This window comes from Sphingopyxis terrae subsp. terrae NBRC 15098 (assembly GCF_001598815.1).
Taxonomy (GTDB): Bacteria; Pseudomonadota; Alphaproteobacteria; order Sphingomonadales; family Sphingomonadaceae; genus Sphingopyxis; species Sphingopyxis terrae.
In genome coordinates, this window is sequence record NZ_BCZQ01000023.1 from 1 (window position 1) to 24,219 (window position 24,219).

18 protein-coding genes and 1 pseudogene are annotated in these 24,219 nt (G+C 63.6%); 12 read left to right on the plus strand and 7 right to left on the minus strand.

The window, feature by feature from the left end; genetic code table 11:
• Positions 1 to 208, minus strand: a pseudogene (locus STE01S_RS14460) (haloalkane dehalogenase); the annotation flags it as partial.
• Positions 209 to 302: 94 nt separating this feature from the next.
• Between STE01S_RS14460 and STE01S_RS14465 the strand changes: the two are divergent.
• Positions 303 to 893 (plus strand): NADPH-dependent FMN reductase, encoded by a 591-nt coding sequence (locus tag STE01S_RS14465; RefSeq protein WP_062768984.1) that lies wholly within the window; start codon positions 303 to 305, stop codon positions 891 to 893.
• Here STE01S_RS14465 and STE01S_RS14470 read toward each other — a convergent pair.
• A complete protein-coding gene (locus STE01S_RS14470) occupies positions 890 to 2,203 on the minus strand; it encodes a spinster family MFS transporter (RefSeq protein ID WP_062768901.1) in 1,314 nt (437 codons plus the stop codon). The genes STE01S_RS14465 and STE01S_RS14470 overlap by 4 nt on opposite strands.
• A gap of 114 nt (positions 2,204 to 2,317) precedes the next feature.
• Between STE01S_RS14470 and STE01S_RS14475 the strand changes: the two genes are divergently transcribed.
• Positions 2,318 to 3,889, plus strand: a complete 1,572-nt coding sequence (locus STE01S_RS14475; protein WP_255265969.1) for an amidase — start codon at positions 2,318 to 2,320, stop codon at positions 3,887 to 3,889.
• Between the two features lie 2 nt (positions 3,890 to 3,891).
• Here the strand turns inward: STE01S_RS14475 and STE01S_RS14480 are convergent, their stop codons facing one another.
• Both STE01S_RS14480 and STE01S_RS14485 read right to left on the minus strand, forming a co-directional pair.
• Positions 3,892 to 4,341 carry a DUF2721 domain-containing protein gene (locus STE01S_RS14480; protein ID WP_003048937.1) on the minus strand — a complete coding sequence of 150 codons (450 nt, stop codon included), beginning with the start codon at positions 4,339 to 4,341 and terminating at the stop codon, positions 3,892 to 3,894.
• A 5-nt stretch (positions 4,342 to 4,346) separates the two neighbouring features.
• Complete coding sequence (locus STE01S_RS14485; RefSeq protein WP_062768904.1) at positions 4,347 to 5,558, minus strand: LL-diaminopimelate aminotransferase; 1,212 nt, start codon at positions 5,556 to 5,558, stop codon at positions 4,347 to 4,349.
• 121 nt (positions 5,559 to 5,679) lie between these two features.
• Between STE01S_RS14485 and STE01S_RS14490 the strand changes: the two genes are divergently transcribed.
• The 3 genes from STE01S_RS14490 (at position 5,680) to clpS (ending at position 8,942) form a co-directional block, all read left to right on the plus strand.
• Entirely contained in the window at positions 5,680 to 7,470 is a 1,791-nt protein-coding gene (locus tag STE01S_RS14490; RefSeq protein ID WP_062768907.1) for a PHA/PHB synthase family protein, read from the plus strand.
• Positions 7,471 to 7,593: 123 nt separating this feature from the next.
• Complete coding sequence (locus tag STE01S_RS14495) at positions 7,594 to 8,316, plus strand: phasin family protein (RefSeq protein WP_062768911.1); 723 nt, start codon at positions 7,594 to 7,596, stop codon at positions 8,314 to 8,316.
• A 260-nt stretch (positions 8,317 to 8,576) separates the two neighbouring features.
• Entirely contained in the window at positions 8,577 to 8,942 is a 366-nt protein-coding gene (gene clpS / locus STE01S_RS14500; protein WP_051066442.1) for an ATP-dependent Clp protease adapter ClpS, read from the plus strand.
• A 167-nt stretch (positions 8,943 to 9,109) separates the two neighbouring features.
• On the opposite strand, the gene STE01S_RS14505 is transcribed toward clpS, so the two are convergent.
• Positions 9,110 to 9,604, minus strand: coding sequence for a winged helix-turn-helix transcriptional regulator (locus tag STE01S_RS14505; protein ID WP_062768914.1), 495 nt, complete (start codon positions 9,602 to 9,604; stop codon positions 9,110 to 9,112).
• 112 nt (positions 9,605 to 9,716) lie between these two features.
• Between STE01S_RS14505 and STE01S_RS14510 the strand changes: the two genes are divergently transcribed.
• Both STE01S_RS14510 and STE01S_RS14515 read left to right on the plus strand, forming a co-directional pair.
• On the plus strand, positions 9,717 to 10,448 hold the full coding sequence (locus tag STE01S_RS14510; RefSeq protein WP_062768916.1) for an SDR family oxidoreductase: 732 nt from the start codon (positions 9,717 to 9,719) through the stop codon (positions 10,446 to 10,448).
• Entirely contained in the window at positions 10,442 to 11,059 is a 618-nt protein-coding gene (locus STE01S_RS14515) for a 2-hydroxychromene-2-carboxylate isomerase (protein WP_003048921.1), read from the plus strand. The genes STE01S_RS14510 and STE01S_RS14515 overlap by 7 nt, the downstream gene beginning before the upstream one ends.
• Positions 11,060 to 11,262: 203 nt before the next feature.
• Here STE01S_RS14515 and folE read toward each other — a convergent pair whose 3' ends face one another.
• Complete coding sequence (gene folE, locus STE01S_RS14520; RefSeq protein ID WP_062768919.1) at positions 11,263 to 11,865, minus strand: GTP cyclohydrolase I FolE; 603 nt, start codon at positions 11,863 to 11,865, stop codon at positions 11,263 to 11,265.
• Positions 11,866 to 12,299: 434 nt separating this feature from the next.
• Between folE and STE01S_RS14525 the strand changes: the two genes are divergently transcribed.
• Positions 12,300 to 15,266, plus strand: coding sequence for a TonB-dependent receptor (locus STE01S_RS14525; RefSeq protein ID WP_120694194.1), 2,967 nt, complete (start codon positions 12,300 to 12,302; stop codon positions 15,264 to 15,266).
• Between the two features lie 111 nt (positions 15,267 to 15,377).
• On the opposite strand, the gene STE01S_RS14530 is transcribed toward STE01S_RS14525, so the two are convergent.
• Positions 15,378 to 18,011: a TonB-dependent receptor gene (locus STE01S_RS14530; protein ID WP_062768921.1), complete on the minus strand. Its 2,634-nt coding sequence runs from the start codon at positions 18,009 to 18,011 to the stop codon at positions 15,378 to 15,380.
• 358 nt (positions 18,012 to 18,369) lie between these two features.
• On the opposite strand from STE01S_RS14530, the gene STE01S_RS14535 reads away from it, so the two are divergent.
• The 4 genes from STE01S_RS14535 to STE01S_RS14550 all read left to right on the plus strand — a co-directional run bounded on the left by STE01S_RS14535 (position 18,370) and on the right by STE01S_RS14550 (position 24,150).
• Complete coding sequence (locus tag STE01S_RS14535) at positions 18,370 to 18,714, plus strand: RidA family protein (protein ID WP_003052835.1); 345 nt, start codon at positions 18,370 to 18,372, stop codon at positions 18,712 to 18,714.
• Positions 18,715 to 18,761: 47 nt separating this feature from the next.
• On the plus strand, positions 18,762 to 19,652 hold the full coding sequence (locus tag STE01S_RS14540; protein WP_062768924.1) for a LysR family transcriptional regulator: 891 nt from the start codon (positions 18,762 to 18,764) through the stop codon (positions 19,650 to 19,652).
• A 122-nt stretch (positions 19,653 to 19,774) separates the two neighbouring features.
• Positions 19,775 to 21,031, plus strand: a complete 1,257-nt coding sequence (locus STE01S_RS14545; protein ID WP_062768927.1) for an FAD-dependent oxidoreductase — start codon at positions 19,775 to 19,777, stop codon at positions 21,029 to 21,031.
• Between the two features lie 50 nt (positions 21,032 to 21,081).
• The gene (locus STE01S_RS14550; RefSeq protein ID WP_062768930.1) at positions 21,082 to 24,150 is read left to right on the plus strand and encodes a TonB-dependent receptor domain-containing protein; all 3,069 of its coding nucleotides are present in this window, start codon (positions 21,082 to 21,084) and stop codon (positions 24,148 to 24,150) included.
• The last annotated feature ends 69 nt before the right edge of the window (positions 24,151 to 24,219 follow it).

The window sequence follows — 24,219 nt, forward strand, 5'->3', positions numbered from 1 at the left end:
AGCCCGCGCGCACCGCGGGACCGATCATGTGGCGGTAGAGATAGCTCCACGTCGGCTCGCCGTGCAGCATGAGCACCGGCTGTGCATCGGCGGCGCCCTCGTCGACATAATGGACGCGCAGGCCGCCCGCGATCTCGGTATATCGCGGCGCGAAAGGCCAGTCGGTCAGGCCCGCAAAACATTCGTCCGGTGTACGATAAACCCGCATAATCCCCCCCTTGGTCCCGATCACTCTAGAATTGCCGCGCGGTGCGGCGCAAGACGCGCTTTCGTTCGGCGGCGCGGCGTGGCACGGTCGGCCGATGAGCCGCACTATCCTGGTCTTCTACGGAAGCTATCGCCGCGATCGGCAGGGCATCAAGCTTGCCCGCTGGATCATCGATTCTCTTGCTGCGCGCGGCGACCGCGCCGAACTGGTCGATGCGATGGCGGTGGACCTGCCGATGCTCGACCGGCGGCACAGCGATTTCGCAGCGGGCGAGGCCCCCGCCGCGATGGATGCGCTCGCCGACCGGATCGCCGCGGCGGACGGCTTCGTCTTCGTGACCGGCGAATATAATGGCGGGCTGCAACCGGGCCTCAAGAATCTGGTCGACCATTATCTTCCCCAATTCGCGTGGCGCCCCGCCGCCATCGCCTCTTATTCGGCGGGCCCCTTCGCCGGCATCCGCGCCGCGACCGCGTGGCGCACGACGCTTGGCGCGATGGGCATGGTGGTCACCGCAACCCCGCTCAGCCTCGCGCGCATTGGCAGTGCTTTCGATGCCGACGGTGGGCCTGCGGGCGAGGACGGCGAGCGACTGGCACGGGCCTTTCCGCGCTTCGCCGACGACCTTGCCTGGTGGACCGACGCCGCGAAGGCGCAGCGCGAACAAGCGCCGCCGCCCTTCTAACCCGATTTGAGCTCCTTCCCGAGCCGCAGGCTGGCGCGCCAGAAGAAGAAGGCCGGGATCAGCCCGAGCCACGCCGCGCCATAGAGGACATAGCGGACGCTTTCGGTGCCGAGGGTGGGCTTGAGCTCTTCCGACGCCATGCCGAAAAGGAGCGGCCCAAGTCCGAGGCCGATCAGATTCTGCAGGAACAGCATCACCGCGCTGGCCATCGCGCGCGCCTCCGGCTGCACCAGCCCGTGGACGCAGGCAAAGGTCGGGCCGTAATAAGCGGCGTTGAGCACGGTCGGCACGAACAGCAACGCGATCGCGACGTGCCATTCGGTGACGGCGTAGCCCAGAAACAGGATCGGCGCCGCGACCGCCATGCCGATCGCCGGCGTGGTGAGCATGTGCCGACGGTCGGTCTTGCCGAACCGGTCGGCGAAATAGCCGCCGAGCCAGGTTCCCAAAATACCCGCGATGCCCAGCGCGACGCCCAGCAACAGTCCGGTTTCGCCCGCGCTCAGCCCGTGCGATCGCTGAAACAGGATCAGCGCCCAGACGCCTTTGCCATACCCCAGAAAGGCGGTGAAGGACGCCGCGATCGCGATGTAGACGAAGGCCCGGGTGCTGAACACTTCACGCAGCGCCTGCCCGATCGACAGGGCGCCGCTCGCGCCCGTCGTTGCAGCGGTATCGGCGCCGCGTGCGCGTACCTCCTTGATGAACATCGGGACCATGAAGGCGAGCAACAGGCCAGGCACACCGACGACCATGAACGCGATGCGCCAGCCCCAGAGATCGTTGACGATGCCGCCGACGATCAGACCGAGGAGGCTGCCGATCGGAATCCCGAGCCCGTAAAAGGCAATGGCGGACGATCGTCTGGCGGGTTCGACGGCATCGGTGATGAGCGAGTGTGCCGCGGGCGTGCACCCGGCCTCGCCCACGCCGACGCCGATGCGGGCAAGCAGCAATTGGACGAAATTCTGCGCCATGCCGCACAGCACGGTCATCCCCGACCAGATCGCCAGCGACACCGAAATCAGCCCGACGCGATTGGTTGAGGGGCGGTCCGCATAACGCGCGATCGGCAAACCCAGGAAGGTGTAAAAGAGCGCGAAGGCCAATCCCGTCATCAGGCCGATGTCGGAATCGGACAGCTTGAGATCGCGTGCGATCGGCTCGGCCAATATGTTGACGATCTGCCGATCGAGGAAATTGAGGATATAGACGATCAAGAGCACCCACAGCATCGTGCGCGTTTTCGCGGCGACGCTGGTTGATGCTTGCGACCCTGCACCAAGGGCAAGAGCTGGCTTTTCCGACATTTTTCTCTCCCGATGGGGGCGAAGGTGCAGACCCGGCCGCACCCTGTCAACGCCGGGGCGGCACAGCGTAAAATGGCACTTGCAATTGCCGTTACGGCTGCCAGCATTCGCGCCATGCAAAAAATTTCGCTGCTGACAGCCGCTCTGCTCGCCTCCGTCCCCGCCGCCGCCATGCCGCCGCCGCTTCCCGATGTCGCCGGCAAGGATGCCGCGACTCTGCAGGCGGAGATGACCGCGGGCGAAACGAGCAGCGAGGTCATCACCGCCGCCTATCTGGAGCGCATCCGGAATATCGATAAGGCGAGCCCGACACTCAACGCGGTGATCGCGGTGTTTCCCGGCGCGATGAGCGAGGCCTATCGGCTCGATCAGGAGCGCAAGGCGGGGCATGTGCGCGGCCCGCTGCACGGGATTCCGGTGCTGCTGAAGGACAATATCGAGGCGGCGGGGCCGGTTGCGACGACCGCCGGTTCGCTGGCCCTGAAAGACAATATCACCGGCCGCGATGCGCCGCTGGTCGCGCGGCTGCGCGAAGGCGGCGCGGTGATCCTGGGCAAGACCAACCTCAGCGAATGGGCCAATATCCGGTCGAACGACGCGACCAGCGGCTGGAGCGCCGTCGGCGGGCTGACGCGCAATCCGCACGCGCTCGACCGCAACACATGCGGCTCGTCGGCGGGCAGCGGCGCCGCGACGGCGGCCAGCCTTGCGCCGCTGACGATCGGGACCGAGACCGACGGATCGATCACCTGCCCTGCAGGCATGAACGGCGTGGTCGGCTTCAAACCGACCGTCGGCCTGGTGAGCCGCAGTCTTGTCGTCCCGATCAGCCACAGTCAGGATACGGCGGGACCGATGACGTTGACGGTGCGCGACGCGGCCACGCTGTTGTCGGTGATGGCGGGCAGCGATCCCGCCGACCCGGCGACGGCAGAGGCCGACGCGCACCGCCGTGACTTTGCCGCCGCGCTGTCGCCGGACGCACTGCGCGGCAAGACGATTGGCGTGCTGCGCGATCGCATCGGCGGCCGCGCCGACATCGGCGCGCTGTTCGATGCCGCGCTCGACACGATGCGCGCCGCCGGTGCGACGATCGTCGAGATCAAGGATAGCCGTAGCGGTCTCGACGGCCTGGGCGATGCCGAATTCGAGATATTGATGACCGAACTCAAGGCCGACATGGCCGCCTATCTGGCCGGGCTACCCGGGAAGGGCGCGCCGCGCTCGCTCGCCGACCTGATCGCCTTCAACAAGGCGACGCCCGCCGAGATGCGCTGGTTCGACCAGGCACTGTTCGAACTTGCCGAAAGCAAGGGCGGCCTCGACAGCCAGCCCTATCGTGACGCCAAGGCCAAGGCGGCGCGGCTAGCGGGACCGGAGGGCATCGACCGGCTGCTGCGCGAAAGCGGCGCCGACCTGCTGGTTGGCGTGACCAATGGGCCCGCCTGGACCACCGATCTCGTCAACGGCGACCATTATACCGGCCCCGGCGTCAGCCAACTTCCCGCCGTCGCCGGCTATCCGCACCTCACCGTCCCGATGGGCGCGGTCGAAGGGCTGCCCATCGGCCTCTCCTTCATCGGCACCAAATGGAGCGACGGCGATATTCTGGCGGCCGGATATGCCTATGAACAGGCAAGCCGCAAACGCGTAGCGCCAACCTATCGCGCCAGCATTACACCCTGACCCTAGTTGCGCTCGAGATATTCGGTCGGGATCAATATGGCGTGCGTCGCGAGGCGCACTTCGTAGAGGAACATGCCGAGCGAGAGCAGCAGGAACAGCATCGCCAGCACAAAGACCAGCGATACCGCGACGCCGAGATGGAAGCCCGCCGCATATTGCAGGAACAGCAGCGACACGAGGATGCACACCACCAGCCCGCCGCATACGGCGAACAGGATGGCGGTGTTGATGACGCGCATCCGGCGCGCGATCACGCGCAATTCTTCGACCAGCCGGCTATGTTCGACGCCCGTCGTCGTCGCGTGACGTTCGGTCAGCTTGCGCGACCGGTCGATGACGCGCGCGAGGCGGCCGGTGAAGACGTTGAGCAAATTGCCCATCGCGACCAGCAGGAACACCGGCGCGACGGACAATTGGATCGTCTGGGCGATTGTCGGCGCCCCTTCGAACATCGCGTCTATCCTGCCGCGACCGACGGCGTGTTGACACCATGCATCTGGAGGAATTTGCGAACGTTGCGCGCCGCCTGCCGAATGCGCTGTTCGTTTTCGACCATCGCGATGCGGACATAGCCCTCGCCATCCTCGCCATAGCCGACGCCGGGCGCGACAGCGACCTTAGCATGGGTCAGAAGCTGCTTGGAGAATTCGAGGCTGCCCATCTCCTTGAGCGCGTGCGGCAGCGGCGCCCAGGCGAACATCGACGCGGGTGGGCTCGGAATATCCCAGCCGGCGCGCGCAAAGCTTTCGACCATCACGTCGCGGCGCTTCTGGTAAAGCTCGCGGTTCTTCGCGACGATATCCTGCGGCCCGTTGAGCGCGGCGCAGGCCGCGGCCTGGATCGGGGTGAAGGCGCCGTAATCGAGATAGGATTTGACGCGCGTCATCGCCGCGATCAGCCGCTTGTTGCCGACCGCGAAACCCATGCGCCACCCGGCCATCGAATAGGTTTTCGACATGGAGGTGAACTCGATCGCCACATCCTTCGCGCCCGGCACCTGCAGGATCGAGGGGGTCGGATTGCCGTCGTAGTAAAGCTCCGAATAGGCAAGGTCGCTGAGGACCCAGACCTTGTTTTCCTTCGCCCAGGCGACGAGCCGCTCGTAGAAAGCGAGATCTACGGCTTCGGCGGTCGGGTTCGACGGGTAGTTGACGACCAGGATCGACGGACGCGGCACGGTGAACGCCATCGCGCGGTCGAGCGCGCGCCAGTAATTTTCGTCCGGCGTCGTCGGCACGCTGCGGATCGTCGCACCGGCGATGATGAAGCCGAAGGTGTGTATGGGATAGCTAGGATTCGGTGCCAGCACGACGTCGCCCGGGCCGGTGATAGCGGTCGCGAGGCTGGCGAGCCCTTCCTTCGACCCCATCGTCACCACCACCTCGGTCTCGGGATCGAGATCGACGTTGAAGCGGCGGGCATAATAATTGGCCTGCGCCCGGCGCAGCCCCGGAATGCCCTTCGACTGCGAATAGCCGTGCGCGTCGGGTTTCTGCGCAACCTCGCACAGCTTGTCGATCACATGCTGCGGCGGCGGCAAGTCGGGGTTGCCCATTCCCAGGTCGATAATGTCCTCGCCCGCGGCACGCGCGGCCGCTCGCATCGCATTCACTTCAGCGATGACATAGGGCGGCAGGCGCTTGATGCGGTAGAATTCATCGTCGGACATGGGGAACTAGAACAACTCCTTTTCGTAAGCGTTTAGTCGGTCGAAACGCGATCGGCACCTCGCCAGCCGCGTCGGCGGCTGTTATACGCATCGGACGAGAGGCTGACCAGCGGGAACCGGCATGAGCGACGCGGGCGAAAAAGACAAGAATGGCGGCGCCGCGGTCGAGGCGCCGAATCCCTTTCTCCCGTCCCCCGACGATATGCAGCATTGGGCCAGCGTGATGGCGCGCGCGCAGCAGATGATGCTCGAATTCGCGCTGGGTCAGGCCGACGAGGAAAAGGATGCGCGGCCTTTGTTCGATCCCGCCAGATGGATCGACAATCCGGCGACCCAGCTCTGGGCCGAACAGGGCGCGAAGATGTGGGAACAGGGCGTGCATTTCTGGTCATCGCTCGCCGCGATCCAGCCGTCCTTCATGCCCTCCGCGGCGGCCGATGCGCCCAAGGATCGCCGCTTCGCCGACCCCGACTGGACCGCAAACCCCGCCTTCGCGCTGATCCGGCAGACCTATGGCCTGTTGTCGGACCAGTTGCTCGAAACCACGCGCCAGCTTCAGGGGCTCGACGCCGATGCGCGGGCCAAGATGGAATTCGCCGCAAAGTCGATGGCCGACGCGCTGTCGCCGACGAACCTTGCCGTCACCAACCCCGAAGTTATCAAGCGCGCGGTCGAAACGCGCGGCGAAAGCCTGCTCAAGGGACTGCGCCACATGCTCGCCGACCTTGCGCGCGGGCAGTTGAGCCATGTCGACAAGAATGCGTTCGAGGTCGGCGTGAATATCGCGACGACCCCGGGCAAGGTGATCCACGAAACCGATCTCTATCAGCTCATCCAATATGAGCCGACGACGAAAGACGTCTTCACCGTCCCGCTCGTCATCTTCCCGCCGTGGATCAACCGCTTCTACATCCTCGATCTCAATCCCGCGAAAAGCTTCGTGCGCTGGGCGGTCGAACAGGGGCTGACCGTCTTCATGGTGTCGTGGAAATCGGCCGACGCGTCGATGAAGGATGTCGTGTGGGACGATTATATCGCGGCGCAGGTCGATGCGATCGACACGGTGCGCGACCTGCTCGACGTGCCGCATGTCCACGCGATCGGCTACTGCGTCGCCGGGACGACGCTCGCCGCCACGCTCGCAATGCTCGCGGCGCAGGGCGATGCCGACAAGGTCAGGTCGGTCACCTTCTTCACCGCGCAGGTCGATTTCGAACTGGCGGGCGAACTCAAGCTGTTCGTTGACGACGGCTATCTGGCGCTGCTCCAGCAATTGTCGGCCGGCGGCTTTCTCGACGGCCGCTATATGGCCGCAACCTTCAACAGCCTGCGCGGCCGAGATCTCATCTGGAATTATGTCGTGAGCAATTACCTGCTCGGCAACGACTATCCGCCTTTCGATCTGCTCTACTGGAACGGCGACACGACCAACCTGCCGGCGAAATGGCACCGGCAATATCTTGTCGACCTCTACCGCGACAACCGGATGGTCATCCCGAACAGTCTGACGGTGATGGGTACCCCGATCGACCTCAAGAAGATCACCACCCCCGCCTATATCCAGGCCGGACGCGAAGATCATATCGCCCCGCTGGCCAGCGTCTGGCGGCTGATGGACCATCTGTCGGGGCCAAAAACCTTCCTGCTTGCGGGTTCGGGTCACATCGCCGGCGTCGTCAACCCGCCCGCGGCGGGCAAATATCAATATTGGACCGGCGACAATGACGCCGCCTCGCTCGCCGAATTCGAGGCGGGCGCGACCGAAACCAAGGGAAGCTGGTGGCCGCACTGGATCGGCTGGATCGCCGATCAGGACGGCGACAGGACGCCTGCCAAAGGCGCACGCGTGCCCGGCAAGGGCAAGAAAAAGGCGATCGAGGACGCGCCCGGACGCTACGTCAAACAGCGGTAACATCGCGGGATTATCAATTAGCTGCGGCGGTTCATCGACAATTTTTGTGCGCTGCACAAAAATGCCCTTGAAATCGCCGATCCACTCCTATATTGTGCAGTGCAACATAAAGGAGTTGTTCCGATGGCTACCAAGATGGATAGTGCCGAAAAGGCTTTCGAAGCCGCGACGCTGGAAACCGCCGCCAAGCCGGTTGCGACTCCCGTGGCGCCTGCGGTTGCCGCTCCGGCGCCCGAAAAGACCAAGACCGTAAAGGCCAAGGCCAAGCCGGTCCAAAAGAAGGCCGCAAAACCGGCCGCCAAGAAGGTCGCCCCCAAGAAGGCGGCCCCCAAGACCATCACCCCCAAAGCAAAGGCCGCGCCGAAGCCGGTTGCCGCCGCCTCCAAAGGATTCAAGACCATGAACGACACCGTCAAGAAGTTCGCCGAAGACGCCAAGACCCGCGCCGAAGCGATGACCGCCGAATTCAACGAAAAGGCGAAGGAAGCGATGAGCAAGAGCAGCAAGCTCGCCGAGGAAGCTGTTGAATTCAACAAGGCGAACATCGAAGCCATGGTTGAATCGGGCAAGATCGCGGCCAAGGGCTTCGAAACGCTCGGCCAGGAAGGCGTCGCCTTCGCTCGCAAGAGCTTCGAAGACACCACCGCCGCGCTGAAGGGCTACACCGCCGTCAAGTCGCCGGCCGAGTTCTTCAAGCTCTATGCCGAAAACAGCAAGAAGGCGTTCGACGCCGCCGTTGCGCAGACCTCGAAGACCAGCGAAATGGTCGTGAAGCTCGCCAACGACAGCTTCGCGCCGATCTCGAACCGCGTGTCGGTCATCAGCTCGAAGATGAAGGCAGCCTAAGGGCCTTTTTCTTCCCTCGTTGGCGCGGGCTCTCTCTCCCCTCCTCCCGACCCCGCGCCGACACATACAGGGCCGCTCGTTTCCTTCGCGAAACGGGCGGCTCTTGTTTTTATCCTGATCGTCGCCCCCGCGAAGGCGGGGGCCGCAATCGACTTGGTGCACTCTTGCCAGAGGCTCCCGACTTCGCGGGGGCGACGAAAAGGGGGTTAATGCATCCCCGCCCTCTTGCGATTCCGCCCCGGCTTGCGATATTCCCGATGATGATGCTTCCCGCCTCCATTCCTCACATCGTCCGCGCCATGGCGGGCAAGGATGACGATACGCCCGGCGCTCCCGGTGTCGGCATTGCGACGCGCACGCGCGCGAAACCCAAAAAGCCCTCGATGTACAAGGTGCTACTGCTCAACGACGACTATACGCCGATGGAATTCGTCGTGATGGTGCTGCAGCGCTTTTTCAACATGGATATCGAACGCGCGACGCAGGTGATGCTGCACGTTCATCAACAGGGCGTCGGGGTGTGCGGCGTGTTCAGTTACGAAGTCGCCGAAACCAAGGTCAATCAGGTGATGGACGCCGCGCGGCAGAACCAGCACCCGCTGCAATGCACGCTGGAAAAGGCATAAATTGTTCAGTCCCTCCCGTATGCGGGAGGGGCAATGAGATTTGGTTCGGCGAAGCCGGGCCTAGTCGCAATGGGGTGGGCATTGTCGCCGCATCACCCCGCCCACCCCGCTGCGAGTAGCGAACAAGTTCGCAACTCTCGCTGCCCCTCCCGCATGCGGGAGGGGTTTCAACCGCCGCTGCGCGCCGCCTGCTCGGCCTGAAGTGGCGCCGAAGGCTCGCCCTTCAAATCGCCATAATGGAGCGCTTCGCCGCACCCCGGACAGACGACCGAAGTGCCGACATCGGCGCCGCAGGCGCGGTGAATATAACGCATCGCCGGTCCGCCTTCCGTCTCGCCCGGCGCATAGGCCCAGCGCTCGGCCCAATTGCGCATCGCGTACAGCACGTCGAACAAATCCTTGCCCTTCGCAGTCAGCCGATACTCGTGGCGAAGGGGCCGGTCCTGATAGGCGTGCCGCTCGACCACACCCTCATGCACCAGCAGCTTGAGCCGCGCCGACACGAGCTGCGGCCCGAGGCCGGTGTTCGCGGCGATCGCCTCGAACCGTCGGCGCCCGAAGAACAGGTCGCGCAGGATCAGCAGCACAGCGCGGTCGCCCAGGATTTCGGCCGAGCGCCCGACGGGGCAAAATGTATCCGAAAGATCAGCGCGTTTGGGCATGATGTCCCTATACCCTTGTCATTCTCTTCATCGGCATTCTCATCCCACCGACAAAAACCTCTTGTCACTATGTTTATCATAGCTACAATCTGCTGCAAGAGGAGAGTCGCGCATGCCCAACCCCGCAGCCGTCATCATCGGAGCCGGCGACGCCACCGGCGGCGCGATTGCCCGCGCCTTTGCCGCCGAGGGCCTCACCGCCTGCGTCAACCGCCGCGAACGCAACGCCGATGCGCTCGAGGCGCTGGCGCAGTCGATCCGCGATGAGGGCGATGATGCCCGCGCCTTTCCCGGCGACGCGCGCAGCGAAGAGGCGATGATCGCCCTGTTCGACCGGGTCGAGGCCGAGGTCGGACCGGTCGAGGTCGCGGTCTTCAACATCGGCGCGAACGTCAACTTCCCGATCACCGAGACGACGCTGCGCGTTTACACCAAGGTCTGGGAAATGGCGTGCCTGGGCGGCTTCCTGATGGGGCGCGAGGCCGCCAAGCGCATGGCGCCGCGCGGCCGCGGGACGATCATCTTCACCGGCGCCACCGCATCCCTGCGCGGCGGATCGGGCTATGCCGCCTTCTCGGGCGCCAAGGCGGCGCTGCGAATGCTGGCGCAATCGATGGCGCGCGAACTGGGGCCGCAGGGCGTCCATGTTGCGCATGTCGTGATCGACGGCGCGATCGACACCGATTTCATCAAGGGACGTCATCCCGATTTCGACAATGCGAAGGCGCAGGATCTGATCCTCAACCCGCAGGCCATCGCCGCCAATTATGTGATGCTCCACCGCCAGCCGAAAAGCGCGTGGACGCACGAACTCGACCTTCGCCCCTGGGGAGAAAAATGGTGAGCAAGAGCGCAGGAAAGTCCCTCGAATTCATCTTCGATTTCGGCAGTCCGAACGCCTATCTGGCGATGAAAATACTACCCGACCTGCTCGATCGCACGGGCGCCGATCTGATCATCACCCCCTGCCTGCTCGGCGGTATTTTCAAGGCCACGGGCAACAAGGCGCCGATGATCCAATATGCCGACGCGCCGGCGAAGATGGCGTATGAAAATCTCGAGATGCGGCGCTTCATCGCGCGCCACGGGCTCACCAAATTCCGGCTCAACCCGCATTTTCCGGTGAACACGCTGCTCATCATGCGCGGCGCGGTCGTCGCCGAAGACGAAGGCGTGCTCGACGACTATATCGATGCGGTGAACCGCGCGATGTGGGAAGACGGGCTGAAGATGGATGATCCCGCGGTCGCCGCTGCCTTCCTGACAGCAAACGGCTTCGACGGCCCCGCGCTGCTGGCGCGCACGCAGGAGGATGCGATCAAGGCCAAGCTCGCCGCCAACACCGAAGCCGCGGTCGCGCGCGGCGCCTTTGGTATCCCGACCTTCTTCGTCGGCGACGAGATATTCTTCGGCAAGGATCGGCTCGGGCAAGTCGAGGAGGCGTTGCTCGGCTGACGGGACGTGGTTTTGGGGTGGGAAGCGGACGTTGTCTCATCACTCTCGTCATCCCGGCGAAGGCCGGGATCTCGCCGATGCGTTACCACGATAGGATGAGATCCCGGCCTTCGCCGGGATGACAATGGAAGAAAGGTCGGCCGACGACCCCAATCGGTCCTAACCTGTCGCCTTCTCAAACACGCTGACGATCGCGACGCGCATCAATAGCCCATCAGGCTGAGCACTTCCTTGCGGCTGCGCTGATCTTCGAGGAAGCAGCCGAGGACGCGGCTGGTGACCATGCCGACGCCGGGGGTGCGCACGCCGCGGCCGGTCATGCAGCCGTGCTGCGCGTCGATCACCACCGCGACGCCATGCGGGTGCAGATTGTCCCAGATGCACTTGGCGACCTCGGCGGTCAGCCGTTCCTGCACCTGCAGGCGGCGGGCATAGCCGTTGAGCACGCGCGCCAGCTTGGAAATGCCGACCACGCGCTCGCGCGGCAGATAGGCGATCGAGGCCTTGCCGGTGATCGGCGCCATATGATGCTCGCAGTGCGACTGAAAGGGGATGTCGCGCAGCAGCACGATCTCGTCATAGCCGCCGACCTCTTCGAAAGTGCGCGACAGATGGACCGCCGGATCCTCGCCATAGCCGCTGCAATATTCCTTCCACGCCCGCGCGACCCGCTTGGGCGTGTCGAGCAGTCCCTCGCGCGCCGGATCGTCACCCGCCCATTCAATCAGCGTCCGCACCGCGGCGGCGACATGATCGGGAACCACCACCTTGCCGTCGGGTCCGATTTCGGTCGTGCTGCTCGTCATATCCCCGCTTTCACTGTTGCTTTCTTGCCGCACATTTCGGGACGATTGCCCCGATAAGCAAGAGCGTGCGCGCAAGTTTTTGTTCGGTCGCCGATGCTTTACGTTGCGGAATCCAACCCTTTTCCGATTGTGCAGAGCCGCAATTTCCTTTCGAATTTTCCCGCCAACAAGCCACTTGACGCTTTGGTAAAGTCAGCGCAGTTTTCAATCATTACAGAGTTCGCTCAAGCGGACCGTAATCCGGAGAGGCCGGCGTTTTCCCCGACGCCGGTGGGAGAGGACGATGACCAGCACCGCTGGCAGGTGGGATACTCACTGGCGCTTGGCCCCCGCGGCCCGGCGCCTTCTGGCATGCCCGGTCGAATCCCCTCCCCTGACCACAAATTGAATTTGGGCGAACCCGTGGACTGCGGGGTCGAAAAAGGGAGGAATAGATGAAGTTCAAGGCACTGATTGGAACGTCCGTCCTGGCCATGGCGGTGGCAACGCCGGCCCATGCGCAGAGCGGCGGCTCCAGCTCCGACCCCTATGGCGAAATCGTCGTCACCGCGCAGCGCCAGTCCGAACGTCTGCAAGACGTTCCGATTGCCGTCAGCGCCTTTTCGGCGGAAGCGTTGGAAAAGCAACAGATCGACAATGCGTCCGACCTTCAGCTGACGCTTCCCAATGTCACTTTCTCCAAGGGCAATTTTACCGGCTCGAGCTTCACGATCCGCGGCATCGGAGATTTGTGCGTCGGCTCAAGTTGCGACAGCGCCACAGCTATTCACGTCAATGGTTCCCCCCTGTTCGGCACCCGCATTTTCGAAACCGAATATTTTGATCTCGAGCGCATTGAGGTTCTTCGTGGTCCGCAAGGCACGCTCTTCGGTCGCAACGCCACGTCCGGTGTCGTGAATTTCGTCACGGCGAAGCCGAAAGTTGGGCAATTCCAGGCGAGTGCCGATGGCGAGTATGGCAATTTCGATGCCTGGAAGGTCAAGGGGATGGTCAATGTTCCCCTCGGCGACACGCTCGCGCTTCGGGCCGCGGGATTTTATTTGAAGCGCGGCGGCTATACCAAGAATCTGTTCGATGACAGCCATATCGACGGCCGCGAAATGTATGCGGTCCGCGGTTCGCTACGCTGGGAGCCCAGCCCCGATACCTCGCTCGACCTGATGGGCTATTATTTCCGAGAAAAGGATGACCGGCTGCGCATCCAGAAACAATTTTGCCAGCGCGACCCGACCGGCGTTCTCGGCTGCCTGAATAATCGCCGCGATGCCGAAAAGGTGAACGGCAACGCAACCTTCCCCAGTGTGCTGGGATCGCGCGAAGTGTTCGCGCTCAACGGCATCTCTCCCCTGCTCGGCCTCGGCACCGGCAGCCTCTATGGCGCGGACGCCAATGCCGGCGCTATCGAGCCGGCCGACGTCCGGACCGTCAATACCGATTTCACGCCGGAATATTTCACCGACGAAATTCAAGCACAGGCGCATTTCGAGCATAATTTCGGCGCGATCAAGCTGGGCCTGACCGGCATCTATCAGCGCACCCGCGTCGATTCACGGCAGGACTACAACCTCGACGTCGCCAATCGCGCGACGATCCAGCCGGGCCTCAACGCCTTGGCCTACCTCGCCGCCAACGGCATTCCGACGGGCGTTGCAAGTCCGGCCTTCATCCCGGGATCAGCGGCTTATTTCGCACCGATCGCCGCTGCATTGATCCCCGATGGCCCGACAGGCAAGCTATGCACGTCTAACACCAATCCGAATGGCTTGGGCGTATTCGGCGGCGATGGGGTGTGCGGCGACAACGCATTGGCGTTCGACCGCTCGGTCGGCAAGAATGAAAGCTGGTCAGGCGAAGCGATCATCAGCAGCGATTTCGACGGACCGTTCAACTTCCTGCTCGGCGGCATCTACGCGAGGTCGAAATCAACCAATGTCGACTATTATGTCAACGCCTTCTCGATCGACTATTTTGCGAGCCTTTTCGGAACCTTCTCAGCTTTCGCCAACGGAAAGGATCCCTCCTATCTGGGATCTCCCTATTTCAAGAACCATAACGAAAGCCTGACGCTCAATTCCTACGGCCTGTTCGGCGAGGCTTATTTCGAAGCAAGCGATCGTCTGAAATTCACCGTCGGATTGCGCTACAACAACGACAAGAAGCACGACCTGTCCAATTCGACCCTGGCGTCGTTCCTCGTTCCTTACGGGACCACCGGCGACATCTTCAACTCGCCCGATTCGGCAGGTTATGACGCGGACGCCGGCGTCACCGGCCTGCCGGGCGCGCAAAGAATTCGCGACCGCACCCAGAAGTTCGACGAAGTGACGGGCCGCGCGGTGATCGACTTCAAGATTACCCCCGACAACCTCCTCTACGCCTCCTATTCGCGCGGCTATAAATCGGGCGGCATCAACCCGGCGCTGCAATTCAATGTCCCGGGCGTGACCGAAACATTCGCGCCGGAAATCATCGATGCCTTCGAGGTCGGTTCCAAAAATACCTTCGGAAACGGCGCGCTCCAGCTTAATCTCACCGGCTTTTATTACAAATATAAGGGCTTGCAATTGAGCCGCATCGTCGTGCGCACATCGGTCAACGACAATGTCAATGCAAATATCTACGGCTTCGAGGCCGAAGCTATGGTGCGCCCCGATCCCGACTGGCTCATCAATCTGGGCTTCAGCTATCTGAAGACTAAGGTTACCGACGATAAGCTGTTCGTGAACCAGCGTGACCCGTCAGGCGGCCTGCCCAATTCGGTCATCATCAAGGACATCACCCAAGCCTTCAATTGCGCAGTGGTGGCTAATGTCGGCGGCCAGGCTGCCGCCGATGGCTTCGTCACGGCGGTTAACAATGGTATCAACGCCTCGAAGGGCTTGACGGCGGCCAATGGACTGCGGGGACCGGAAGCCTTTCCGTCCGATGCAAACCTTGGGGCCGCCACCGGCGCCTTCAGCAGTTGCAATGCTCTTGAAGCCGCGGCTGCCGGCACGGGCGGCGCCATTACAGTCTACGGCGGCGGCGTGCCCGTGAGCATCAAGGGCAATGCGCTGCCGCAGGCGCCCAATTTCAAATTCTCCGCCGGTGTCCAGCACACGGTCAACTTCTCCAGCGGCATGACGCTCGTCCCGCGCCTCGACCTCACCTATACCGGCGAAAGCTATGGCAATATCTTCAACGGCCGGGTGAACAAGGTGAAGGGCTATGCCCAAGCCAATGCCCAACTCCAGCTCAACGGGCGTGACGACCGCTGGTATGTGCGCGGCTTCATCCAGAATATCTTCGATAATAATGCAACGACCGGCCTGTATCTGACCGATCAGTCGTCGGGGCTGTTCACCAACATCTTCACGCTCGAACCCCGCCGTTACGGCATCGGCGCCGGTGTGAAATTCTAAGATCCGGCGGCGGCAACGCCCGAAAAAGGACCCCGGCCTCTCGCATGAGAGGCCGGGGTTTTCTTTTGCCCGAATGGCCGATCCGGCGGCGCTTGGCGCCGCCGGGGCCGATCAGAATTTGAAGCGGCCGGTGACGCCATAGGTGCGCGGCTGGCTGGGATAGCCCGACACGCTGCCCGCCTGCGCGACGGCGTTGAAGATCGTCGTCAGATATTGCGCATTGGTCAGGTTGCGGCCCCACACGCCCAGTTCGAAGCCGTTGGTCAGCGCGACGGTGAACGACGCATTGAGCTGGTTGACCTCACGCTTCAGATTCTGCGCGACGCTGGCGGGGAAGCCCGACAGGCCGTCGACGATCTGCGTCGGGCTTTCATACTGATAGTCGACGTGCGCGATCGCCTTCGTCCCGCCCGCGAATTCATAGGTATAGGTACCGCCCATCGAAACCGACAGATCGGGGATGCCCGCGGGCTTCTTGCCCGACAGGTCACCGAATGCCGAGGCGACGAAGCTGTCGTACTTCGGATCGAGCCAGGTCACCGCCAGCGACAGGTTCAGTCCCTGCACCGGACGGACCGAACCGTCGAATTCGAGACCCCAGGTCGACTGCTTGCCCGCGTTGGCGAGCGCGAAGCCGGTGCCGGTGAAGACGTTCGACTGGAAGCCCTTGATCGACTGCTTGAACACCGCAAGGTTCAAGGCCGCGACCGACCACTGTGCCTTCAGCCCGGCTTCGTACACCGTCGATTCCTCGGGCGCCGCAAAGCGGGTGCCCGACACCAGATTCGCGGTGCCGAGACCGCCTGCGATGATCGCGGGCAGGTCGCTGGCGAGCGGGCGGCTGTCGCGCGACAGGTTGACCGAGCTTGCCTTGAAGCCCGTCGCATAGGTCGCATAGACGTTGACCGTGTCGGTCAGCTTATAGGCCAGACGCGCGCTGTAGCTGAAGTCGCCATCGTTGGTCTTGCCGGGTTCGACGCTGTTCGGAACATTCAGGAAGGGCGGCAGAAACTGGAAATCCTTCAGCCCGTTCAGCGGGTTCGCCGCCGGGTTGTTCTGGTTTGCGTCGGCAATAGCCTGGACCTGCCCCGAGATTCCGGCAAAGGCAGTGGGATTTGCGCCCGCAAACGCCGCGATTTCTGCGGCAGTCGCCGGGCGTCCGAGGTTAAGGACATCGGGACCGCCGATCGTTTGAGCGAGGCCGCCCTGATAGATCAGCTGATTGCGGAACGGCGCATAGGCCGCTGCATCGAGGTCGATGCCCGAAAAGACGTCGGTGCTCGTCACGTCGGTCGTGAAGCGCTTCTTGTCCTTGGTGTAGTTGCCACCGAGGGTCAGCGTCAGGCGATCGGTCACGTCGAAATCCACCGTGCCGAAGATCGACCAGGCGGTGTTCTTCATGCGGTAATATTCGTCCATCCCGTCACCGGCGTGGAAGAAGGTGCCGACATATTTGGCCGGGTTGCCCTCATAGGTGCCGAGTGCACCCTCAAGCGTCGGAACGCTCAGCGCGCCGCCGCTTGCCGCCTGGATCAGCGCATTGCCATAGTCGCGGAAATCGTCACCGAAATAGATCTGGCTGTGCTGCTTGATCTTCTCGTTGAAATAATAGCCGCCGATCAGGAAGTTGATCGGGCCGTCGAAATCCGACGCCAGACGCAGTTCCTGCGTGAAGGTGTTGATCGCGGTATCGTCCGACTTCTGACCGATCAGGTCGGCGCTGGTGAAGTCCGAATCCTGGTTGGTGTTGGAGCGAACCTCGCGATAGGCGCTGATCGAGGTCAGCGACATGTTGCCGAGATCATAGTCGATCTGGCCCGAACCACCGTAATTCTTGATCAGGTTCGACGACAGGAAGTTGTTGTAGACGCGATACGAGAAGGGATTGTTCGCATCGACGCTGGGGCCGCCCGCGAGGGCATTGGTGATCGCGACCGTCGGGCCGGCGATGACGTTGCCGGCGATGCAGCAATTCTCGTCGATCTTGTCATAATCGCCGATCAGGCGGATCGTCAGCGCCTCGGTCGGTTCGAACAGCAGCTGGCCGCGCACGCCCCAGCGGTTGCGATCGTTGACGTCGGTGTCGAGGTTGACGTCACGGGCATAGCCGTCGCGGCGGTTGTAGTTGCCCCCGAGCGAGAAGGCGATCTTGTCGCTGATCGGGCCGGTGATGTCGCCCTTGATGACGAAGGCGTCGTAATTGCCGTAGCTCGCCTCGACCGAACCGCCGAATTCATACTGCGGCTTCTGCGTGACGATGCTGATTACGCCCGCCGACGCATTCTTGCCGAACAAAGTCGACTGCGGACCGCGCAGCACTTCAATGCGCTCGACATTCGGAAGGTCGCCGATCTGGGCGGCCGAACGCGAACGATAGACGCCATCGATGAAGACGCCGACCGAGGGCTCGATGCCCGGATTGTTCGCGCCGTTGCCGAAGCCGCGGATGATGAAGTTGGTGTTCGCGCTCGACTGGAGCTGCGACACGCGAAGGCTGGGGACCGCCGACTGCAGGTCGATAAGGTCGCGGATCTGCGCGTTCTGGATATCGGCGGCCGAGGTCACCGAAACGGCGATCGGCGTATCCTGAAGCGTCTGCGAGCGCTTGGTCGCGGTGACGATGATGTCATTGCCATAATCGGTGTCGCTTGCGGGCGCCTCAGCGGTGTCCTGAGCGAAAGCGATGGCGGGGGTGGTCGCGGCGCACAGCATCGTGGCGCCCAACAAAATGTTGCGCAAAGTCATGATAGTCTCTCTCTCCATACCGCCAGAGGTGACCCATCGGGCCTAAGGAGGGGATGCACTGGCGGTGACTGGTCGCTGTAATACGGCGGCGGGTCGCGTCAACGCCATCGCGACGCCAGAGGCTGATTTTCCCGAAATTCGTGACCAAAAAGCAACAGTTTACGCTACGGCGACCGTTAAGGCACTCGGGGGACCGGACAAGTCGTCAGCAAAATTTTCTGCCGCAGCCGCCCGCGCTCGACGCCTTTCCGAAACTGAAATCTATAGCTCAAGGCTATGGATTACCCGCCGATCGGCGATATTTTGCTCAATGGTCTGCGCCTAGAAACCTGTCGCCACCAAACAGGAGAGGATCATCATGTCGGGACCGCCGCTTTCCCCTGCCCGCTGCGCCGGGTCGCTCGTCTTCACATCCGGACAGCTCGCGCGCGGCGACGACGGCAAGATTGTCGCCGGAGGAATCGAAGCGCAAGCCGAGCAGGCGCTCGCCAATCTGATCGCCGTGCTCGCCGCCGAAGGCTGCACCGCCGCCGATGTCGTCAAGGTGACGGCTTGGCTGACCGACGCGCGGTTCGGCGCCGCGTTCAACGCGGCCTATCGCCGCCATTTCGGTGCGCCCTTCCCTGCGCGCTCGACGGTGGTTTCGGCGTTGCTTGCCGACGGCGCCCTGATCGAGGTCGAGGCGATCGCGCAGCGCGCATGAGCGTAAAGGGCACTGGACCCCAGCTTTTGCGGGAGTACAGTCGCGGCATGCGCTTTCGCCAGATCGAAGTCTTTCACGCCGTCTATACGCACGGGTCGATCAGCGCCGCGCTTGGCGTGTCGCAGCCTTCGGTTTCGAAGACGCTGCGTCATGCCGAGGACGGTCTGGGCTTCTCGCTGTTCCAGCTCGCCCGCGGCCGCCTCGTCCCCACCGACGAGGCGCATGCGCTGATGCACGAGGCGGGCGATATTTTCGACCGCATCACCTCGCTCCAGCATACCGCGCGCAATCTGTCGCAAGCGGGCGGCGGGCATATCCGGCTCGGCATCGTGCCCAGCCTGGCGCTCGACGTCGTACCGCAGGCGATGGCCCAGTTCCGCCGCGAATGGCCGCGCGTGACCTTCGAGGTGCATACGCATCACCATGACGATCTGGTGCAATCGCTGATCGAGCGCGAAACCGACATCGCGATCGCCTATACGCCGCCGCGCCATCCGCGCCTGACGCGCTCGCTGCTGGCGGAAGGCGAGCTGGTCGTCTTCTTCCCCGACGGCGCCTTCGCCGATGCCGGCCCGCGCCTTGCACTCGACCAGCTGGCCGACCGCGATGTCATCGGCGTGGCGGCGACGGGACCGATCGGCGACGTCCTCACCCGCGCGGCGCGCGATCGCGGCATCACCTATCGCGAATCGGTATCGGTCCAGACCTTCTTCATCGCGGCGCGTCTGGCCCAGCTCGAGGGCGGCGTCACGGTGATCGACGAATTCACCGCGCGCGCCTGGCAATCGCCCGGCTATCGCTGGCTACCGACCGACCCGCCACTGGGGTTCACCGTCTCCTACGTCACGCTGGAGGACCGGCCGCCGTCGAAGATCGCGCGCCAGTTCCTGCGCACGCTCGAAGAAACCCTCGAGGGGATCCGTGCCGACCGCCCATAGCCTTTGGCTATGGATGTCACAAATGTTGCATATTTGCGCGGCGTGACCCTTCGATATTCTGCCCCGAGAGCAGGCGGCGGAATTTTCCCTTTCGCCCTGCCACGGGGGGATCGGGTTGATCGATGCGGGCCACGTTCGGACTGGACGAACCGCCGCAGACAAGGCGGCCGCAGGAGCTGATCGTGATCGGCGCCGGCGTCGTCGGCATGGCGACCGCGCTGACCCTTTCCGACCGCGGCCACCGCGTCACGCTCATCGACGCGGCCGAGGGCCCGGGCCTTGGCACCTCCTTCGCCAATGGCGCGCAGTTGAGCTATGCCTATACCGACGCTTTTGCGAGCCCGTCGACCGTGGCGCAATTGCCACGGTTGCTGATGGGACTCGATCCGGCCTTTCGCCTCACGCCCTCGCTCGATCCCGATTTGCTGCGCTGGAGCATCGCCTTTCTGCGCAATGCCTCGGCGGGGCGGTTCCGCCGCAACACGCTGGCCGGCATGATGCTCGCCATCGAATCGCGCGCGGCGCTCGACCGGCTGACGCAGCGGCACGGCATCGAATTCGCGCGCAGCGCCCCCGGCAAGCTCATCCTCTATCGCAGCGCCAAAAGCTTTGCGGCGGCCGAGCGTGTCGCCGCGATGAAGGCCGAACATGGTGCTCGGCAAAGCCTGATCGACGCCGGCCAAGCGGTGGCGATCGAACCCGCGCTGGGCGCGATCCGGCCGGAAATCGCCGGCGCGGTGTTCGACCGCGGCGAGGAAGTGGGCGACCCCTATCGCTTCTGCAACGGCGCGCGGGCTGCCTTGGCGGCGCATGGACGAAGCGCAAGCTGGTTCCGCACCGACGTTGCCGCGATCGAGCCCGACGCGCGGCGCCCTGCGGTCGTCGCACGGGACGGTCGGCGGTTCGCCGCCGACCGGATCCTATTATGTTCGGGCACGGGATCGCTCGCGCTGGCGCGGAGCTTCGGCGTCCGCCTGCCGATCATGCCGATGAAGGGCTATTCGATCACCGCCGGGCCGGGCGCGGCCGCGCCGACGGTCAGCATCACCGACGCTGCGAACCGGGTCGTTTTCGCCCGGCTGGGCAATCGCATGCGGATTGCCGGCCTCGCCGACCTGGCGCAGCGCGACGCCGCGGTCGATCCGCGGCGGCTCGCCACGTTGATCGCCAGCGCCCGCGCCGCGCTGCCCGAAGCGGCGACCTATGACGCGATCGAATCGAGCTGGGCGGGGCTGCGGCCCATGACCCCCGATTCGCTGCCGATCACGCGGCCGATCGCGCCGGGGGTGATCGCGAACACGGGACATGGGGCCTTGGGCTGGACCTATGCCGCAGGGTCCGCCGCGCGCGTCGCCGCGCTTATCGATCGAGAGGATTAATACAAAAATACAATCGCTTATCTGCCAAATCTCAGGGAAGGGCCAATAGCATGAACAGGGGTCAAAAATTCATCAGCCTGATGGGCGGCATTTCGCTGCTCGCCAGTGCAACCGCCGCCATGGCGCAGGACCGCGCCGAACCCGAACCGCAAATCGCCGAGGATATCGAACAGGATTCGGGCGAAGCGATCGTCGTCACCGGATCGCAGATCAAGGGCGCCGACGTCGCGGGGGCGCTGCCGCTGACGTTGCTCAACGAACAGGATATCGACGCCATTGCCGCGACGAGCGGTGACGACCTGTTCCGCGCCATTCCGCAGGCGGGCGATGTGGCCTTCAACGAAAGCCGCGACGCCGGCGGCATCAACGACGCGCGCGGCGACGTCGCGTCGATCAACCTGCGCGCGCTGGGCACGGGCAACACGCTCGTCCTCCTCAACGGGCGCCGCATGGTGCTGCACCCCGGCACCCAGTCCGAAAATCTGGTTCCGGTGCAAAGCGTCAACACCAACACCATCCCGGTGACGGGGGTCCGCCGCGTCGAGGTTCTGCTCGACGGCGCCGCCGCCATCTATGGATCGGATGCGGTCGCCGGCGTCATCAACACCGTGCTCAAGGACAATTTCAAGGGGCTGCGCGTTACCGGCGAATATAGCCTGACCGACGACAGCGATCAGCGCGAATATGAACTGTCGTTCGAAGCGGGCCACACGTTCAACGACGGCCGCACCAACATTTCGCTGTTCGGGTCGTTCAACCACCGCGACCCGCTTTATGCGCGCGAACGCTACAACTCGCGCTCGTCGGACCTGCGCCCGCTGCTCGTCGGGACGGCGTTCGAGGGCGACACCGATTTCCGCAACACATCGGTCGATACCATCTGGGGCGAATTCCAGCGTCTGACGAACAGTTACGCCCCCTCGACCACGACGGCGCGCATCGACGGCGTCGCGCTGACGACCAGCGGCATCTTCCATGTCCAGCCCGACACCAACGACGGCTGCATCGCGCCGACCCAATATGCCGGCACCTGCTGGGACAACAGCTCGCTATCGACCATCTCGAGCGACGAAAATCTGCGGTACGACACCAACTATCTGCGCACGATTCTGGGACGCAACAATCGCTTCAACCTGTTCGGCTTCCTGAATCATGAATTTGATTCGGGGCTGGAATTCTATGCCGAGGCAGGCTGGTATCATTCGGATTATCGCGCCTACCGCGATACCGAAACCAACCTGTCGAGCCAGCGGCTGATCATCCCCGCAAACGGCTATTGGAACCCCTTCGGTCCGGTCGGCAGCCCGAACCGGATTCCGGGTCTGACCGGCGTGTCCGATGCCGGGGTGCCGATCGAACTGATCGACTATCGCCCGGTCGATGCTGGCCCGACGATCGTCAACGTCAAGAACGACACCACCCGCTTCCTCGGCGGGCTGCGCGGCAAGCTGCTCGGCTTCGATTTCGACACCGCGGCGCTTTACTCGCGCGCCCGGACCAAGGACAGCATGCACACGATTTCGATGACGCTGTTCGAAGAAGCGCTGAGCCGTACCGATGCGACCGCCTATAACCCGTTCAACGGCGGCGATCCGCTCAATCCCGGCACGCTCGATTCCTCGCCCAATCCGCAGGAGGTGATCGACAGCTTCATGGTCGATATCGGCCGCATCAGCACGACCGAGCTTTACCTCGCCGATTTCAAGCTCAGCAAGAACGACCTGTTCGAACTGCCGGGCGGCCGGGTCGGGATGGCGACCGGCGTCGAATTCCGTCACGAAACCTTTGCGGACGATCGCGACGACCGGCTCGACGGCACGATCTTCTACGTCGCGCCCGACGGCTCGTCGAACGGCAGCGACGCGATGGGCGCAAGCCCGACCCCCGACAGCAGCGGGTCGCGCGATGTGCTGTCGGCCTTCCTCGAATTTGCGGTGCCGCTGGTCTCGCCCGAGATGAATGTGCCGCTGGTCCATGCACTCGACCTGCAACTTGCGGGCCGCGCCGAATCCTATCAGGGCTTCGGATCGGTCGCGAAGCCGAAGATCGCCTTGTCCTGGTATCCGGTGCGCAACTTCCAGCTGCGCGGCAGCTGGTCCGAAAGCTTCCGCGCGCCGAACCTGCCGCAATTGTTCGAAAATGGTATCCAGCGGTCAAACACGCGCACCGACTGGATCCGCTGCGAGGCAGACCTGCGCGCGGCGCGCATCGCCAATTTCGACGAGTGCGGTCAGGCACAGGGCATCGTCAGCAACCGGTCGGGCAGCAAGGAGCTGAAACCCGAAACGGCTCAAAACCTGTCGGTCGGCGGAACTTTCCAGATGAATTTCGGCGCCGCGGGTCGTTTGACGCTGACCACCGACTATTGGGAAATCCGGCAAAAGCAGGTGATCGGCCTGTTCGGCGACTCCAATGCACTCATCCTCGACTATTTGCTCCGTCTGCAGGGTTCGTCGAACCCCAATGTTCAGCGGGCCGATCCGACCCCCGCCGATATCGACGACTTCGACGGCACGGGCATCGCGCCCGTCGGCGACGTGATCCAGGTGATCGACAATTATACCAACCTCAGCCCGCGCCGCGTCCGCGGTATCGACTTCGGCCTCTATTATCAGATGCGCAACACGGGCATCGGCGACATCAGCCTGCGCGTCAACGCGGCGCGCCTGCTCGAGTTCTATCAGGTGCCGGGCGACATGCAGCAGATGCTGCTCGATGCCCAGACGTCGGGCGACATCGATCCGACGATCATCATCTCGGGCGCCGAAAGCCTGGTGGAACAGAACGGCCGTCCGAAGTGGCGCGGATCGGCCAGCCTGACCTGGCGCTACAAGGGCTGGGGCGCGGGCTGGTACGGCAGCTATGTCGGCCCGGTGAACGACACCTCGGCGGCGCTGGCCGACGGGACGCTGTTCCGCGTCAAGGATTACATGTCGCACAGCGTCTATGTGCAATATGAGGCCGAGAAGGGCCCGCTCAAGGATACGCGCTTCCGCATCGGGGTGCGCAACCTGTTCAACGAGCTCGCGCCGCTCGCCGATCAGAGCTTCGGCTATATCGGCGATCTGTACAGCAACCGCGGCCGTCAGTTCTACGCTTCGATCAGCAAGCGTTTCTGACCGCCGCCGGGTCGCCGGGACAGGCGGCGTGGGGGCTCCCCCTCCCGCGCCGTCTTCCCGACCGGCCGT